Below are 14,799 nucleotides of genomic sequence, written 5' to 3'. Positions count from 1 at the left end.
GGGGATTTCCCGCAGGCGACGGCATGGATTACCGGCCTTATAGTGAATTTCATGGAGCTGTTCCAGAATATCGATTCCGGGCCCTGTCTGGCGCCCGGAAACCGCCGGCGGCAGCGGGCAGGGAGCCGGATTTGGCCGCCTTGCGCCTGACCGCCGAAGCCCTTGCCGCGCGCCGTGGCGACCGTACCGTTTTCGAGGACGTATCTTTCTCGATCGGGCCGGGCGACGTGCTGGCTGTTACAGGGCCGAACGGCGCCGGAAAGTCGACCCTGCTTCGGATTGTCGCGGGCCTGCTGGCCCCGGCCAGGGGCTCGATTGTCCTCGACCCGGCGCCGGATGCCGGTCGCGGCGTCGCCGTCCACTATCTCGGCCACCTCGAGGCGCTCAAGCCGGCCTTTACCATCGCGGAGAATCTTGCCTTCTGGCGGCGTCTCTATGGCGGTGCCGGCGACCTTGACGAGGCGCTGGAGGATGTCGGCCTCGGCGGTCTCGCGCATCTGCCGGTCGGTCGCCTGTCCGCCGGCCAGAAGCGCCGGGTCGCCATTGCGCGCCTCCTTGTCATCGATAGACCCATTTGGCTGCTCGACGAGCCCACCACCGCCCTCGACGCCGCGGCCGAGGCGACGCTCGGTCGCCTGATCGAGCGCCATCGCACTTGCGGTGGGCTGGTTCTCGCCGCGATCCACCGGCCACTGCCGGTCGACCCGACCGCCACCATCGTGCTTGGCAAGGCAGCGGCATGAAGCCGGTGTGCGGGTGGCCCCGCTCCCTGCTGCTGCGTGCTTCGAGGCTTGCTGCGCTCGCACCTCAGCATGGCGATGTTGTTTCTTGTGGAGGCAAACTCCTTGGCCATCCTGAGGTGCCCGGGCGAAGCCCGGGCTTCGAAGGACGCAATGCCGAGGGACCAGTTCGATTGCGCGATTGCCCCGCCACCGGAGGCCGGCCATGATCGCCGCGCTTGCCGCCGTCGCCGGGCAGACCGCGCGCCTCCAGCTCAGGACCGGGGGCGGTGCGCTGGTCGGGCTGATCTTCTTCCTCACCGTCGTCACCATCATCCCCTTCGGTGTCGGGCCCGATCTCAACCTGCTGTCGCGCATCGGCCCGGCGATCCTGTGGATCGGCGCGCTGCTGGCGACGCTGCTCGGCCTCGACCGCCTCTTCCAGGACGACCGCAGCGACGGGTCGCTCGACCTCCTGCACCTCTCCGGCCATCCGCTGGAACTGATCGTGTTGGCCAAGGCCGCCGGCCATTGGCTCGCCACCGGCCTGCCGCTGGTCGTTGCCGCGCCGTTCCTCGGCCTTCTGCTGGCGATCGAGCCGGTGGCGCTTGGTGCCGTCACGCTGACCCTGCTTGCCGGCACCCCGGCGCTGACCCTCGTCGGCACCGTCGGCGCGGCGCTGACTACGGCGCTCGGTCGGGGCGGCCTGCTGATCGCCGTGCTGGTCCTGCCCTTCGCGATCCCCGTCCTGATCTTCGGCGTCAGCGCGGCGTCGTCGGTGATCGTCGGCCCGGCGCCGTTCCTGCCGCCCTTCCTCATCCTCGTCGCCCTGTCGCTGGTCAGCGCCGTGGTCGCAGCGGTGGCCGGGGCGGCGGCGCTGCGGTCGGGGCTGGACTAGCGGCTGCCGTCAGGCGAGTTCGGACAGGGGATTGGCCGGTGTCGGGGTCTTCATCGTCCGACGGACATGGCCGGCCAGCAGGATGCTGGCGACGATCGCCGGCATGGTGATCGCCAGGCCGATGCGCAGGCTGCCGCCCCACTCCGCGCCGTAGCCGACAAGCGGCGGCTCGACCAGGAAGCCGGCGAAGGAGATCAGCGACAGCGCCGCGACGTTGACCGAAGCGGGGCGGTCGCCGCGGCTCGCCGCTGCGCTGACCGCCAGCGGCACGGCGACCGAGACGCCGAGCCCGATCGCGGCGAGGCCGACGACCGCCTGCAGGAAGACCGTCGCGGTGACCAGCGCCAGCAACCCGGCAAGGCCGATGATGCCGCAGGTCCGCGCCACCGCCACCGGCCCGAACCGGCCCGCCGCCCAGTCGCCGAGGAACCGGCCGACCGCCATCGCGATGGTGAAGGCGGCGAAGCCTATACCGGCGCCGAAGGGCGTCGTCTCCATCACCGAGCGCATGAACAGCGAACTCCAGTCGAGCGCCGCCGCCTCGACCAGCAGCATGCCGAAGGAGAAGATGCAGAGCGGCAGGAGCGCAAGCGTCGGCAGCGCGACGCTGAAGCGCCGTCGCCTGCCGCTGTCGGCGCCCTCCGCATCGCGCGCCGGCAGGCGCGGCAGCCGCGCGGCGACCGTCAGGGCAATCGGCACGCTGATCACAGCGACGATGGCCAGGTGCCAGCGGATGTCGATCTCGAGGCTGGCGAAGCCGGCGCCCATCAGGCCGCCGAGGATCGAGCCGATGCTCCAGAAGCCGTGGCAGGTGTTCATGATCCGCCGGCCGAGGCTGGCCTCGATCCGGTCGGCCTCGACATTCATGGCGACGTCGACAACGGGGAGAAACAGGCCGCCCAGGAACAGGAAGGCGAACAGGCTCGGCACGCTCCACGCCCAGCCGACCAGGGCATAGCCGAGGCAATAGAAGACGAAGGCGATGAAGATGGAGCGCCGGGGCGACAGCCATTCGATGATCTGACCGGCGAAGGGCAGGGCGACCAGCGTGCCGACGGCGGCGCCCAGCAGCCCGAGGGACAATTCGCCGGTGCTTACGCCGAGCTTCGCCTGCATGTCCGGAATGCGCGGAAACCAGTTGGTCAGGACGAAGGAGTGCAGCGTGAAGATCGTCATGATCAGGCGGGCGGGCGTGAAGAACATCGGGAGCGCTTCCTGATGCCGTGCCGAGGATGGCAGGGCGGCCTTCTGAGGGGGCGTGCGCCGGTGGCGGCGCTTTCGGGCGAGTCTAGTGGGATCGGTGGCGGATTGATATGGCGTCGACGCGCTGCCGTGTCCCATTGCCGCCACCGCGATCCGACCCTAAAACACCACCCATGCCGATCAGCGATCTCGCCAACCCGACCCGCTTTCTCGCCTTTGCCGGCCGGCTGCTGCCATGGCTGTGGGCGGTCACGGCGATTGGCCTGGCGGTCGGGCTCTATCTCGGTCTGTTCGTCGCCCCTGCCGACTTCAAGCAGGGCGACATGGTGCGGATCATGTTCATCCACGTCCCCTTCGCCTGGCTGTCGATGGCCTGCTACGGGGTGATGGCGGTCGCTGCCCTCGGCACGCTGGTCTGGCGCCACCCCTTGGCCGATGTCGCGCAGAAGGCCGCCGCGCCGATCGGCGCCGCCTTCACCTTCCTGGCGCTGGTCACCGGCGCGCTATGGGGCAAGCCGACCTGGGGCACCTACTGGGTGTGGGATGCGCGGCTGACCTCGGTGCTGATCCTGTTCATCATCTACCTCGGCCTGATCGCCCTGTGGCAGTCGGTCGAGGATCCGGGCAAGGCGGCCCGCGCCGCGGCGATCCTGACCCTGGTTGGCACCGTCAACATCCCGATCATCAAGTTCTCGGTCGACTGGTGGAACACCCTCCACCAGCCGGCCAGCGTCTTCCGCCTCGACGGACCGACCATCGACCCGTCGATGCTGTGGCCGCTGATGATCATGGCGGCGGCGATGACCCTGCTTTTCGCCTCGCTCCTCTTGATGGCGATGCGCAACGAGATCCTCCGGCGCCGGGTCCGCGCCATGCAGATCGTCGCCGCGACGGGATGATCGAGCCCGGCATCCATCAGGGCTTCATCCTCGCCGCCTACTTGCTGGCGGCGGTGGTGCTCATCGGCATGGTCGTGTGGATCGTCCTCGACGGGCGCAGCCAGCGCGCGCGTCTCGCCGAGCTTGAGGCCCGCGGCGTCCGCCGTCGTTCGGCCGGGAAGGCCGGGTCATGACGCCAACCGACGACAAGGCCGCGCCGCCCCGGCGTCCGCGCCTCATCATGCTCCTGCCGCTCTTCGTCTTCGTGGCGCTGGCGGCGGTCTTCCTGATCCGGCTGGAGACCGGCGGCAATCCCGACGCCATTCCCTCGGCGCTGATCGGCAGGCCGGCGCCCGATTTCGACCTGCCGCCGCTGGAAGGCATCGCCCGGCCGGGCCTCGCCCGCGCCGATCTCGAGGGCGGCGTCACCGTCGTCAACGTCTTCGCCTCGTGGTGCGGCCCCTGCCGGATCGAACATCCGCAACTGATGGAACTGGCGAAGGATGATCGCTTCCAGGTCGTCGGTATCAACTACAAGGACCAGCCGTCCAACGCCCGCCGTTTCCTCACCGATCTCGGCAATCCCTATGCCCTGATCGGTGTCGACCCCAACGGCCGCGCCGGCATCGACTGGGGCCTCTACGGCGTACCGGAAACCTTCATCGTCGATGCGAAGGGGATTATCCGCTACAAGCATATCGGCCCGATCGGCGTCGACACGCTGTCGGAGGTTATCCTGCCGGAGATCGAGAAGGCGATGCAGCCGGACGGCTGATCCTTACCCGCCCGATTGCCAGGCGAGGATGCCGTCGATCGGGTAGACCAGCATGATGACGTTGAGGGTCAGGTTGTCGCGGATCACCCAGGCGGCGACCAGCTCCAGCACGATCGCCAGCACCACCGTCACCCAGACCGGCAGTCGCGCCGCGAGGTAGAAGCCGACCAGCATCGCCGCCAGGTCGGAGGTCGAGTTGAGCACGGTATCGCCGACATAGTCACCGGACACTGTCACGTCGCGGTAGCGATCGATCACCCAGGGGGTGTTCTCGAGGATCTCCCAGCCGGCCTCGATGACCATGGCGATCAGCGCCCGGACGCCGAGCGACTGCCGGCGCGCCACCAGCCACAGCAGCAGGTAGAACAGGAAGCCATGGATGATATGGGAAAGCGCGTACCAGTCGAGCAGGTGCAGCGAAGTGCCGGCGCCGCTGTCCCACAGCCGGATCGTCCCGTCGGGTGCGATCCACGGCTGGCCCATGGCGGCCAGCACGATGGCGGTGACGACGAAGATCGCCAGCCCGCAAAGGAGCAGTATCAGCCCGCGACGATTGCCGCCGGCCGCCTCGCTCAACTGCCGGCGTCCTTTTCAGGCAGCGTGTAGCGGTTGATCAGCGGCAGCTGGAACAGGGTGAAGACAAAGGTGATCGGCATGATGCCGAAGACCTTGAAGTTCACCCACATGTCGGTCGACACCGAGCGCCAGACGATCTCGTTCAGCGCCGCCAGCACGAAGAAGAACAGCCCCCAGCGCAGCGTCAGTTTTTCCCAGCCCTCGTCGCTCAGCCTGAACACCGAATCGAAGACATAGCCGAGCAGCGACTTGCCGAAGGCGAGGCCGATCAGCAGCGTCGCCCCGAACAGCACGTTGACGATGGTCGGCTTCATCTTGATGAAGGTCTCATCCTGCAGCCACAGCGTCAGCCCGCCGAAGATCAGCACGACGACGCCGGTGATGAGCGGCATGATCGGCAGCCGCCGGGTCAGGATCAGGGAGACCGTCAGGGCGATCAGCGTCGCAACGATGAACAGCGCCGTCGCGACGAAGAGCGGTCCGCCAAGCTGCTCGAGTGCCGGAAACCGCTCGGCCAGCCATTCGCCGCGCGCGTTGGCAAAGAAGAAGACGCCAAGCGGCCCCAGCTCCAGCGCCAGCTTGAGCAACGGGTTGATCGGCTTGCGACCGGCTTCGTTGGGGCCTTTCTCGAATTCCATGGCGACTACTTAGTCAATGAGCCATCGGGAAGCTAGTCCGTGCGTCCTTCGAGGCTCGCTTCGCTCGCACCTGAGGATGGCGGCGCGGTGTTCCTGTCCTCGGGCAAGATTGGATCCGAAGTCCGTCCGTCCTAGCTATCCTGACGTGCTCCGGTCGCGTCTCAGGATTTCGGCGAAGCGTTCCTGTCCCGGGGCAAGATTGGATCCGAAGTCCGTCCATCCTGGCCATCCTGAGGTGCTCCGCGAAGCGGAGCCTCGAAGGACGCACCACTGCCCCCGGTTCACACCAGCCGGCGCGGCGCGGCGGTCTTCGGGTCGCCCGAGTTCGGCGTGCCGGTGGGCTCGATCAGCATGATGTGAACCTCCTCTCGGGCAACTGGCCGATGCTCGACACCCCTGGGGACAACAAATACCTCGCCGGGACCGAGCGTCACCGTGCGGTCGCGCATCTCGATGTCGAGGATGCCCTTGAGGACAAGGAAGAAATCGTCGGTCTCGTCGTGCTTGTGCCAGACGAATGGCCCCTTGAGCTTCGCCACCATCACGTCGTGGCCGTTGAACTCGGCGACCGTGCGCGGCGCATAGTGCTGGTCAAAGCCCGCCAGCTTCTCCGCCAGGTTGGCCTTGTCGGTCATCCCGCCCCTCCGTCGCTCAGATGCCCGAACCGCGCCAGTTCGCCGGTGACGATACGGGTCACCGTTTCGCGACTCTTGGCGTAATGGTTGCTCACCCCCTGGTCCCAGGTCCAGAAGAAGGTGCGGTCGATCAGCCCGAAGGAAACGACGGTCGCGTCGGCGCTATCCTTGACCGACCATTGTTGCGGTGTTCGGCCGGGATTGTCGCGGACGATGGCCAGCCCCGCGACAAGGCGCGGCGCGAGGCTGGCGCAGAGCGCGTCGATCGCCTCGAGCATTGCATCGGCTTCGCGCGTCGACGGTATCGGCAGTGGCTTGTCCGCGCTTGCGCAGTTGTCGGGTGTCGCTTCGGCGGCGGCGGTCACTGCCCGCCCACCATCGCCTGGGCGAAGTCGCCGGCCTCGAAGGGTTCGAGGTCGTCGATGCCTTCGCCGACGCCGATGAAATGCACCGGCAGGCCGTATTTTGCGGCGATGGCGACAAGGATGCCGCCGCGCGCCGTGCCATCGAGCTTGGTCATCACCAGCCCGGTGACGCCGGCCCGCTTGCCGAAGATCTCGACCTGGCTCAGCGCATTCTGGCCAGTCGTCGCGTCGAGCGTCAGCAGCACGCTATGCGGGGCGGTCGGGTCGACCTTGCGGACGACGCGGACGATCTTCTCCAACTCGGCCATCAGTTCGTCGCGGTTCTGCAACCGGCCTGCGGTGTCGATCAAAAGCACGTCGGCCTGCTCGGCCCGCGCCTCGGTCAGCGCGTCAAAGGCAAGGCCGGCGGCGTCCGCCCCGGTGTCCTTCGCCACCACCCGCGAGCCGGTACGCTCGCCCCAGATCTTCAACTGCTCGGTCGCCGCGGCGCGGAAGGTGTCGCCGGCGGCCAGCACCACGCGCTTGCCTTCCGCCGTCAGCTTGGCGGTCAGCTTTCCGATCGTTGTCGTCTTGCCGGTGCCGTTGACCCCGACGATGAGGATGACATGCGGCTTCAGCGCCGGGTCGATGGCCAGCGGCATGGCGACCGGCGCCAGCCGCTTCTCGATCTCCGAGGCCAGCACCGCCTTCACTTCCTCGCCGGAGATTTCCTTGTCGTAGCGGCCCTCGCCGAGCTTCTCGGCGATCGCCATCGCCGTGTCGACGCCGAGGTCGGCCCTGATCAGCATGTCCTCGAATTCTTCCAGCGCCGCCGCGTCGAGCTTGCGCTTGGTGAAGATCGAGGTGATGCCCTCGGACAGCGCGCTGGAGGACCGGGCAAGGCCGCTCTTGAGCTTCTGGAACCACGACCGCTTCGGCTCGGGCGCAGGCGGCTCGGCGACCACCGGCGGGCGCGCGGGCGGTTCAGGTGGGGCGGCCGGCGGGGTCTCCCGGATCGGCGCGTCGGTCGCCGCCTCCGGCGCATCCTGCTTCTCGCTCTCAGCCGGCTTGCCGCCGCCGAAGACCCGGCGGAAAAGACCCTTGCCTTCAGCCATGATGTCGACTCCACGCGGCTGACCGATGTGCGTGCTTCGAGGCCCGCGTATCACGCGGGCACCTCAGCATGGCGATGGGGGTGAGAAACTCAGGGACACGCGACGAGGTCTCCGCTCCGGAAAGCCCCCAACCCGCCATTCTGAGGTGCGAGGCCGCGACAGCGGCCGAGCCTCGAAGAACGCACGACCGCGCCAACACGACCTTTGAGTCGGCGGCCACGGTCACGCCGCCTCGGCGATCAGCGAGCGGCCGGAGTGGCCGGTGATCCGGGCGGCGATAACCTCGCCCGGGCGGCCGGCGTCAATCTCGGCCGGGGTGTAATACTCCGTCCGTCCAACGCCGTTGCGCTCGACAAGCACCTGACGCGCAGCACCCTCCTCCGCCGCGAGATGCGCGGCGAGCACCTGCTCGCCCTTGGCGCGCAGCCGGGCGGCGCGCTCCTTGACCACGGCGCGGTCGAGTTGCGGCATCCGTGCGGCCGGAGTGCCGGGGCGCGGCGAAAACGGAAAGACATGGAGGTGGGTGAGGTCGCAGTCGTCGACGATGGCGAGCGTGTTGTCGAACATCGCCTCGCTCTCGGTCGGGAAGCCGGCGATCAGGTCGGCCCCGAACACCACGTCGGGCCGCAGCCGGCGCACCGTGTCGGCGAAGCGGATCGAGTCGGCCCGGCTATGCCGTCGCTTCATCCGCTTGAGGATCATGTCGTCGCCATGCTGGAGCGACAGGTGGAAGTGCGGCATCAGCCGTTCTTCCTCGGCGATCGCGGTGAGCAGCGCCGTGTCGACCTCGATCGAGTCGATCGACGACAGCCGCAGCCGCTCGAGTGCCGGGACATGCCGCAGGATCGAGCGGGTGAGGGCGCCGAGCTTCGGCTTGCCGGGCAGGTCGCTGCCGTAAGAGGTGATGTCGACGCCGGTCAGCACGATCTCGCGGTAGCCATTGTCGACCAGCCGCCGCACCTGCTCGACCACGGCCCCCATCGGCACCGAGCGGGAATTGCCGCGCCCGTAGGGGATGATGCAGAAGGTGCAGCGATGGTCGCAGCCGTTCTGGATCTCGACGAAGGCGCGCGCGCGTCCGTCCATCCCCTCGATCAGGTGGCCGGCGGTTTCCTGCACCGACATGATGTCGTTGACCCGCACCGGCGCCGTGTCGCCGACGCCGAAATCCGGCGGCCGGTAGCTCTCCGCGATCAGCTTCTCGGCATTGCCGAGGACGAGGTCGACCTCCTCCATGGCGGCGAAGGTCTCGGTTTCGATCTGCGCGGCGCAGCCGGAAACGACGATCGGGGCGTCCGGGTTTTCGCGCCGCGCGCGGCGGATCGCCTGACGGGCCTGGCGCACCGACTCGTTGGTCACGGCGCAGGTGTTGACGAGGATGGCGTCCTCCATCCCGGCCGCGTCGGCCCGCGCCCGCATCACTTCCGATTCCAGCGCGTTCAGCCGGCAGCCGAAGGTGATGACGCGCTCCGCCATTACGCCGCGCCCTTGCGGCTCGCGGACCAGGCAAATGTCTCCGGGTCGATGGTGCCGTCGAATTCGAACTCGATCGCGCCGGTCATCATCACGTGGTCGTCGGCGCGCCAGGCGATGGTCAGCGGGCCGCCGGGCAGCGTCACCGTGACCTCGCGGTCGCAGAACCCCTTGCGCATTGCCGCGACCGCCGAGGCGCAGGCGGCGGTGCCGCAGGCCCGGGTCAGCCCGACGCCGCGCTCCCAGGTCCGGACGGTGAGCGCCGTGCGGCTTTCGACCCTGGCCAGCGAGATGTTGGCGCGCTCGGGAAAGATCGGGTGGTGCTCGAGCAGCGGCCCGAAGCGCTCGAGGTCATAGGCGTCGACGTCGTCGACCCAGAAAATGGCGTGCGGGTTGCCGATGTTGACCGCCGAGGGCGAATGCAGGATCGGGGCATCGATCGGGCCGATCTGCAATTCGATGGCCCGGGTGTCGTGGAACGGTTCGGCCAGGGGAATCTCCTGCCAGCCGAAGCGCGGCTTGCCCATGTCGACGGAGATCATGTCCGGCGTACCGGTGTCGAAGGCCTTGAGCAGGCCGGCGGCGGTCTCGATCGTCGCCGACTTGCCGCCGCTCTCCCCCATCAGGATCCAGCCGACGCAGCGGGTGGCGTTGCCGCAGGCCTCGACCTCGCCGCCGTCGCGATTATGGATGCGCATGCGGGCGTCGACGCCGTTTCGGGACGGCTCGATGGTAATGAGCTGATCGAAGCCGATTCCATCCCGTCCGCCGAGCGTCCGGATGGCGTCCATGGGGAGATTCACCCCCGTTTCACGCGCGTCCAGAATGGCAAACGCGTTGCCGAGGCCGTTCATCTTGCGAAAGCGGATCGCCGGGGCGGACATGGTCTTCAGGCCGTTTGTTGGGTCCCGCGTTATATGGCGGAAAGCCAAACGAATTGCCAGCCGGTCGCAGCCACTGTCATCGCGACTACACGGCCGGATCAACAGGAATTGAGTACTGCGGAGCGACTGACCGGCCTATCGTTTCCACAGACGGCCGAAGGGAAATGATCCCGGCCGGTCAGATCCGTTGGAGGGGTTACCATGGTCGCGCAAAGTCTTTCCGCCCGGTTGCCGGCGCTGTCAATCGCCGTTGTGCTTGGCGCCGGTGTCATCGGCCTCGATCTTCTTTGCCAGAGCATGGGCGCCCATGCCGCCGAGAAGGCGACCCAGATCCCGCCGCCGGCCCTCGACCAGATGGCCGCGGCCGACGGCAAGCTTGCGACGGCCGTCGTCGCCGGCGGGTGTTTCTGGGGCGTCCAGGCGGTGTTCCAGCATGTCGAGGGCGTCACCAACGCCGTCTCGGGCTATGCCGGCGGCGAGTCACCCGACCCGACCTATCCCGAGGTCAGCGCCGGCGTCACCGGCCATGCCGAAGTTGTTGAAATCACGTACGATCCGTCAACGATCAGCTACGGCAAAGTACTCCAGATCTTCTTCTCGGTCGCCCACGATCCGACCCAGTTGAACCGCCAAGGGCCGGACGTCGGCACCCAGTATCGCTCGGCCGTCTACTTCACCGACGAAGAACAGGCGAAGGTGGCGAAGGCCTATGTCGACCAGCTCAACCAGGCGGCCGTCTTCCCGGCGCCGATCGTTACAGAACTGTCTGATCTCGACGTCTTTCACCCGGCCGAGGACTACCATCAGGACTACGCCTTCCACCATCCGAACCAGGCCTACATCGTCTGGAACGACCTGCCGAAGGTCGAGAACCTGCGGACGATGTTCCCCGATGTATGGCGTGCTGAGCCCAAGCTCGTCGGGGCTGGCGGGAACAGCTGATCGAGAGGTCGCAAGCGCCTGACATGAAACGATTTTCTGTCCTGTCAAACCAGTGTCACCAAAGAACGATAGCGACTGACTGAAGGGCATCGCCCTTCTTTCAGCACCAGTGTTCTTCATTACATTCTCTCGCGGTCCGGGATCATATTGTGCCGGACCGCGAGTCTTTTCGCGCTGAGAAGCGCGGTGGCAACCCGTTCCCAAGCGGCCTGCCGGGCCGGTTTGGTTGACTTAGGCGCGCCGGAGCCGTAGAAACCCGCCAACTCTGAGAAGAGCTGCGACTTTCGATACGCCGACCGGGACGGGATCCCGGAGGTCAACGTCCGCCAGCGCGATGCGCCCGCGGGCGCCGAAAGCGCATGTAATTCATGGCTCCGCCGGTTGCGGCAGGGCCGGACGGCGACGACTTTAGGCGACCCGACAACGGTCAACGGCGAAGAAACGATGTTTGATACCCTTTCGGAACGCCTCGGTTCGATTTTCGACAAGCTCACCAAGCGTGGCGCCCTGTCGGAATCCGACGTCAACGAGGCGATGCGCGAGGTGCGCCGCGCCCTGATCGAGGCCGACGTGGCGCTCGATGTCGTCCGATCCTTCACCGACAAGGTGCGCAGCCGCGCTGTCGGCCAGGAAGTGATCCGCTCTGTGACGCCGGGCCAGATGGTCGTCAAGATCGTCAACGACCAGATGGTCGAGATGCTTGGCTCGGACGCCGAGACCATCGATCTCAACGCTGCCGCGCCGGTGCCGATCATGCTGGTCGGCCTTCAGGGCTCGGGCAAGACGACGACCACCGCCAAGATCGCGCGGCGCCTCACCGATCGCGAGAAGCGCAAGGTACTGATCGCCTCGCTCGATACCCGCCGTCCGGCCGCGCAGGAACAGTTGAAGATCCTCGGTGAGCAGGCTGGCATCGACACGCTGCCGATCGTCGCCGGCCAGATGCCGGTCGATATCGGCAAGCGGGCGCTCTCCGCCGCCCGCCTCGGCGGCTACGACGTGGTGATGCTCGACACCGCGGGCCGCACCCACATCGACGAGTCGCTGATGGCCGAGATGGCCGAGATCAGGCGGACGACCAATCCGCACGAGATCCTGCTCGTCGCCGATGCGCTGACCGGCCAGGACGCGGTCAATGTCGCCAAATCCTTCAACGACCGGGTCGGGATCACCGGCATCGTGCTGACCCGCGTCGATGGCGACGGCCGCGGTGGTGCGGCCCTTTCGATGCGGGCGGTGACCGAGAAGCCGATCAAGCTGATCGGTGTCGGCGAGCGGCTCGACGCCCTGGAAGAATTCGACCCGAAGCGGATCGCCGGCCGCATTCTCGGCATGGGCGACGTCGTCGGGCTGGTCGAGAAGGCCGCCGCCAATATCGACGCCGAGCAGGCGGCGAAAGCGGCCGAGCGCATGCGCAAGGGGCAGTTCGACCTCGACGATCTCGCCGAACAGCTTGGCCAGATGGCCAAGATCGGCGGCATGTCCGGGGTGATGGGCATGCTTCCCGGCGTCGGCAAGATGAAGAAGCAGATCGACGCGATGGGCGTCGACGACTCGGTCTTCAAGCGCCAGACCGCGATCATCTCGTCGATGACCAAGCAGGAGCGCAAGAAGCCGGACATCCTCAAGGCGAGCCGCAAGCGGCGCATCGCCGCCGGCTCGGGAACCCGGGTCGAGGAAATCAACAAGCTGCTGAAAATGCATCGCCAAATGGCGGACATGATGAAGCAGATGGGCAAGGGGAAGGGCATGTTCAGCCGGATGGCGGGCATGGCCGGTATGGGTGGCATGCCCGGCGCCGGTGGCGGCGGCATGCCGCCGATGGACCCTGCGACCCTGGAACGCCTGACCAAGGGCGGCGGCCTGCCGGGCGGTCTGCCTGGCGGTTTGCCGGGCCTTCCCGGCATCGGCGGCCCCAAGCTTCCTGGCCTCGGCGGTCTGCCCGGCCTGCCCGGAAAGAAGAAATAGACAGAAACCATCGCCGCGCGGCATTTCGCGACCGGCTCAAACACCTCAACAGGAGTAACCGAATGTCCCTGAAACTTCGCCTTGCCCGTGGTGGCGCCAAGAAGCGTCCCTTCTACCGTATCGTCGTCGCCGACTCGCGCTCGCCGCGCGATGGCCGCTTCATCGAGATCGTCGGCACCTACGATCCGATGCTGCCGAAGACCGACGAGAACCGGGTGGTGATCAAGACCGAGCGGGTCCAGCATTGGCTCGGCGTTGGCGCAACGCCGACCGACCGCGTCCTGCGTTTCCTCGACGCCGCCGGCCTTGCCAAGCGCAAGCCGCGCAACAACCCGAACAAGGCGAAGCCGGGCGAAAAGGCCCAGGAGCGCGCCGCCGCGGCTGAAGAAGCGAAGGTCAAGGCCGCCGAAGCGGCTGCTGCTCCCGCCGAGCCGGCCGAAGAGCCGGCGGCCGAAGCGCCCGCGAGCTGACGATGAGCGCGTCGGCGGCGGACCGGGTCGTCATTGCCCGGATCGGCGCCGCGCACGGCATCAAGGGCGAGGTGCGGGTCAAGGCGTTCACCGCGACGCCGGCCGACATCGCCGCCTATGGACCGCTGGAGGCGCCCGACGGGCGCCTCTTTGAGGTGTTGGCCCTCAGGCCGGCGGCCGGCACCAACCCCGACCTGCTGGTCGTTCGCTTCAAGGGCGTCGCCGACCGCAACCAGGCGGAGACGCTGAACGGCATCGAGCTCAGCGTACCGAAAGAGCGACTGCCGAAGGCCGGCGACGACGAGTTCTATTATGCCGACCTGATCGGCCTGGCCGCGGCGACCGTCGACGGCAGGGCGCTCGGCACCGTGGTCGGCGTCCAGAATTACGGCGCCGGCGATCTCCTCGAGATCGCACCGCCGCGCGGCGATACCCTGCTGGTGCCGTTCAGCCTTGCCGTGGTGCCCGAGGTCGACATTGCCGGTGGGCGAGTCGTCGTCGATCCGCCGGTGGGGCTGCTTGACGACGAATCCGATCAGGACCCGACGCCATGACGTTCGCGGCGACGATCCTCACCCTCTTCCCCGACATGTTTCCGGGACCGCTCGGCCGCAGTCTCGCCGGGCGGGCGCTGGAGGAGGGGATCTGGTCGCTGGAGGTCCGCGACATTCGCGATTCGGCCACCGACAGGCACCGCTCCGTCGACGATTCGCCGGCCGGCGGCGGGCCGGGCATGGTGATGCGGGCCGACGTGGTGGCGGCGGCGATCGATGCCGCTTGCCCCGCAGGCGACGAACGGCCGCGGCTCCTGATGAGCCCGCGCGGCCGTCCCCTCGACCAGGCCCGGGTCCGGACACTTGCCACCGGCGGCGGCGCGGTGATCCTCGCCGGGCGGTTCGAAGGCGTCGACGAACGCGTGATCGCAGGGCGCGGGCTTGAGGAAGTCTCGCTGGGCGACTTCGTGCTGTCGGGCGGTGAAATCGCCGCGATGGCGCTGCTCGACGCGGCGGTACGCCTGCTTCCGGGTGTCATGGGCAATGCGATATCGGCCGAGAGCGAGAGCTTTGCCGATGGGCTGCTGGAATACCCGCAATACACCCGGCCGGCGGACTTCGAGGGCCAGCCGATCCCCGAGGTGCTGACCTCCGGCAATCACGGCCGGATCGCCGAATGGCGACGCAGGGAGGCGCTTCGCCTGACGGCTGAACGCCGGCCCGATCTTATCGCGCTTCGGGAATCGACAAAGCCCGCCGATTAGCGTATGGAACCGCCGGCTTTCAT

General features: G+C 67.6%; 18 protein-coding genes. 10 read left to right on the top strand and 8 right to left on the bottom strand.

Annotated features, from left to right (window positions below; translation table 11 throughout):
* Positions 1–131: 131 nt before the first annotated feature.
* The gene (gene ccmA, locus BLT60_RS02380; protein ID WP_342028564.1) at positions 132–743 is read left to right on the top strand and encodes a heme ABC exporter ATP-binding protein CcmA; all 612 of its coding nucleotides are present in this window, start codon (positions 132–134) and stop codon (positions 741–743) included.
* A 202-nt stretch (positions 744–945) separates the two neighbouring features.
* On the top strand, positions 946–1,617 hold the full coding sequence (gene ccmB / locus BLT60_RS02375; RefSeq protein ID WP_090874592.1) for a heme exporter protein CcmB: 672 nt from the start codon (positions 946–948) through the stop codon (positions 1,615–1,617).
* Between the two features lie 9 nt (positions 1,618–1,626).
* Here ccmB and BLT60_RS02370 read toward each other — a convergent pair whose 3' ends face one another.
* Positions 1,627–2,820, bottom strand: coding sequence for an MFS transporter (locus BLT60_RS02370; RefSeq protein WP_175478255.1), 1,194 nt, complete (start codon positions 2,818–2,820; stop codon positions 1,627–1,629).
* 173 nt (positions 2,821–2,993) lie between these two features.
* Between BLT60_RS02370 and BLT60_RS02365 the strand changes: the two genes are divergently transcribed.
* Genes BLT60_RS02365 through BLT60_RS02355 form a run of 3 tightly spaced genes read left to right on the top strand, consistent with a single transcriptional unit; the run spans position 2,994 to position 4,473 of the window.
* Positions 2,994–3,719 carry a heme ABC transporter permease gene (locus BLT60_RS02365; protein WP_090874590.1) on the top strand — a complete coding sequence of 242 codons (726 nt, stop codon included), beginning with the start codon at positions 2,994–2,996 and terminating at the stop codon, positions 3,717–3,719.
* Complete coding sequence (ccmD, locus tag BLT60_RS02360) at positions 3,716–3,892, top strand: heme exporter protein CcmD (RefSeq protein ID WP_090874589.1); 177 nt, start codon at positions 3,716–3,718, stop codon at positions 3,890–3,892. The genes BLT60_RS02365 and ccmD overlap by 4 nt, the downstream gene beginning before the upstream one ends.
* A complete protein-coding gene (locus tag BLT60_RS02355) occupies positions 3,889–4,473 on the top strand; it encodes a DsbE family thiol:disulfide interchange protein (protein WP_090874588.1) in 585 nt (194 codons plus the stop codon). Before ccmD ends, BLT60_RS02355 begins: the two co-directional genes overlap by 4 nt.
* A gap of 3 nt (positions 4,474–4,476) precedes the next feature.
* On the opposite strand, the gene BLT60_RS02350 is transcribed toward BLT60_RS02355, so the two are convergent.
* The 7 genes from BLT60_RS02350 to dapF form a co-directional block, all read right to left on the bottom strand.
* Positions 4,477–5,049 (bottom strand): DUF2585 family protein, encoded by a 573-nt coding sequence (locus BLT60_RS02350; protein ID WP_175478254.1) that lies wholly within the window; start codon positions 5,047–5,049, stop codon positions 4,477–4,479.
* Positions 5,046–5,687: a septation protein A gene (locus tag BLT60_RS02345; RefSeq protein WP_090874587.1), complete on the bottom strand. Its 642-nt coding sequence runs from the start codon at positions 5,685–5,687 to the stop codon at positions 5,046–5,048. Before BLT60_RS02345 ends, BLT60_RS02350 begins: the two co-directional genes overlap by 4 nt.
* 281 nt (positions 5,688–5,968) lie before the next feature.
* Positions 5,969–6,322 (bottom strand): cupin domain-containing protein, encoded by a 354-nt coding sequence (locus BLT60_RS02340; RefSeq protein ID WP_090874586.1) that lies wholly within the window; start codon positions 6,320–6,322, stop codon positions 5,969–5,971.
* Entirely contained in the window at positions 6,319–6,687 is a 369-nt protein-coding gene (locus tag BLT60_RS02335; protein ID WP_090874585.1) for a hypothetical protein, read from the bottom strand. Before BLT60_RS02335 ends, BLT60_RS02340 begins: the two co-directional genes overlap by 4 nt.
* Positions 6,684–7,781, bottom strand: a complete 1,098-nt coding sequence (gene ftsY, locus BLT60_RS02330; RefSeq protein WP_090874584.1) for a signal recognition particle-docking protein FtsY — start codon at positions 7,779–7,781, stop codon at positions 6,684–6,686. The genes BLT60_RS02335 and ftsY overlap by 4 nt, the downstream gene beginning before the upstream one ends.
* Positions 7,782–8,003: 222 nt before the next feature.
* Positions 8,004–9,257 (bottom strand): tRNA (N(6)-L-threonylcarbamoyladenosine(37)-C(2))-methylthiotransferase MtaB, encoded by a 1,254-nt coding sequence (gene mtaB / locus BLT60_RS02325; protein ID WP_090874583.1) that lies wholly within the window; start codon positions 9,255–9,257, stop codon positions 8,004–8,006.
* Entirely contained in the window at positions 9,257–10,138 is an 882-nt protein-coding gene (dapF, locus tag BLT60_RS02320; RefSeq protein ID WP_090874929.1) for a diaminopimelate epimerase, read from the bottom strand. Before dapF ends, mtaB begins: the two co-directional genes overlap by 1 nt.
* A gap of 201 nt (positions 10,139–10,339) precedes the next feature.
* Here dapF and msrA point away from each other — a divergent pair, with 201 nt between their 5' ends.
* The 5 genes from msrA (at position 10,340) to trmD (ending at position 14,776) form a co-directional block, all read left to right on the top strand.
* Positions 10,340–11,080: a peptide-methionine (S)-S-oxide reductase MsrA gene (msrA, locus tag BLT60_RS02315; protein WP_244521110.1), complete on the top strand. Its 741-nt coding sequence runs from the start codon at positions 10,340–10,342 to the stop codon at positions 11,078–11,080.
* A gap of 444 nt (positions 11,081–11,524) precedes the next feature.
* On the top strand, positions 11,525–13,048 hold the full coding sequence (gene ffh, locus BLT60_RS02310; RefSeq protein WP_090874927.1) for a signal recognition particle protein: 1,524 nt from the start codon (positions 11,525–11,527) through the stop codon (positions 13,046–13,048).
* A gap of 62 nt (positions 13,049–13,110) precedes the next feature.
* Positions 13,111–13,518, top strand: a complete 408-nt coding sequence (rpsP, locus tag BLT60_RS02305; protein ID WP_090874582.1) for a 30S ribosomal protein S16 — start codon at positions 13,111–13,113, stop codon at positions 13,516–13,518.
* Positions 13,519–13,520: 2 nt separating this feature from the next.
* A complete protein-coding gene (rimM, locus tag BLT60_RS02300) occupies positions 13,521–14,072 on the top strand; it encodes a ribosome maturation factor RimM (protein ID WP_090874581.1) in 552 nt (183 codons plus the stop codon).
* Complete coding sequence (gene trmD, locus BLT60_RS02295; RefSeq protein WP_090874580.1) at positions 14,069–14,776, top strand: tRNA (guanosine(37)-N1)-methyltransferase TrmD; 708 nt, start codon at positions 14,069–14,071, stop codon at positions 14,774–14,776. Before rimM ends, trmD begins: the two co-directional genes overlap by 4 nt.
* Positions 14,777–14,799: the final 23 nt, after the last annotated feature.

Source organism: Bauldia litoralis, assembly GCF_900104485.1.
GTDB classification, from domain to species: Bacteria; Pseudomonadota; Alphaproteobacteria; order Rhizobiales; family Kaistiaceae; genus Bauldia; species Bauldia litoralis.
This window is presented reverse-complemented; position numbering and strand designations above follow the sequence as displayed.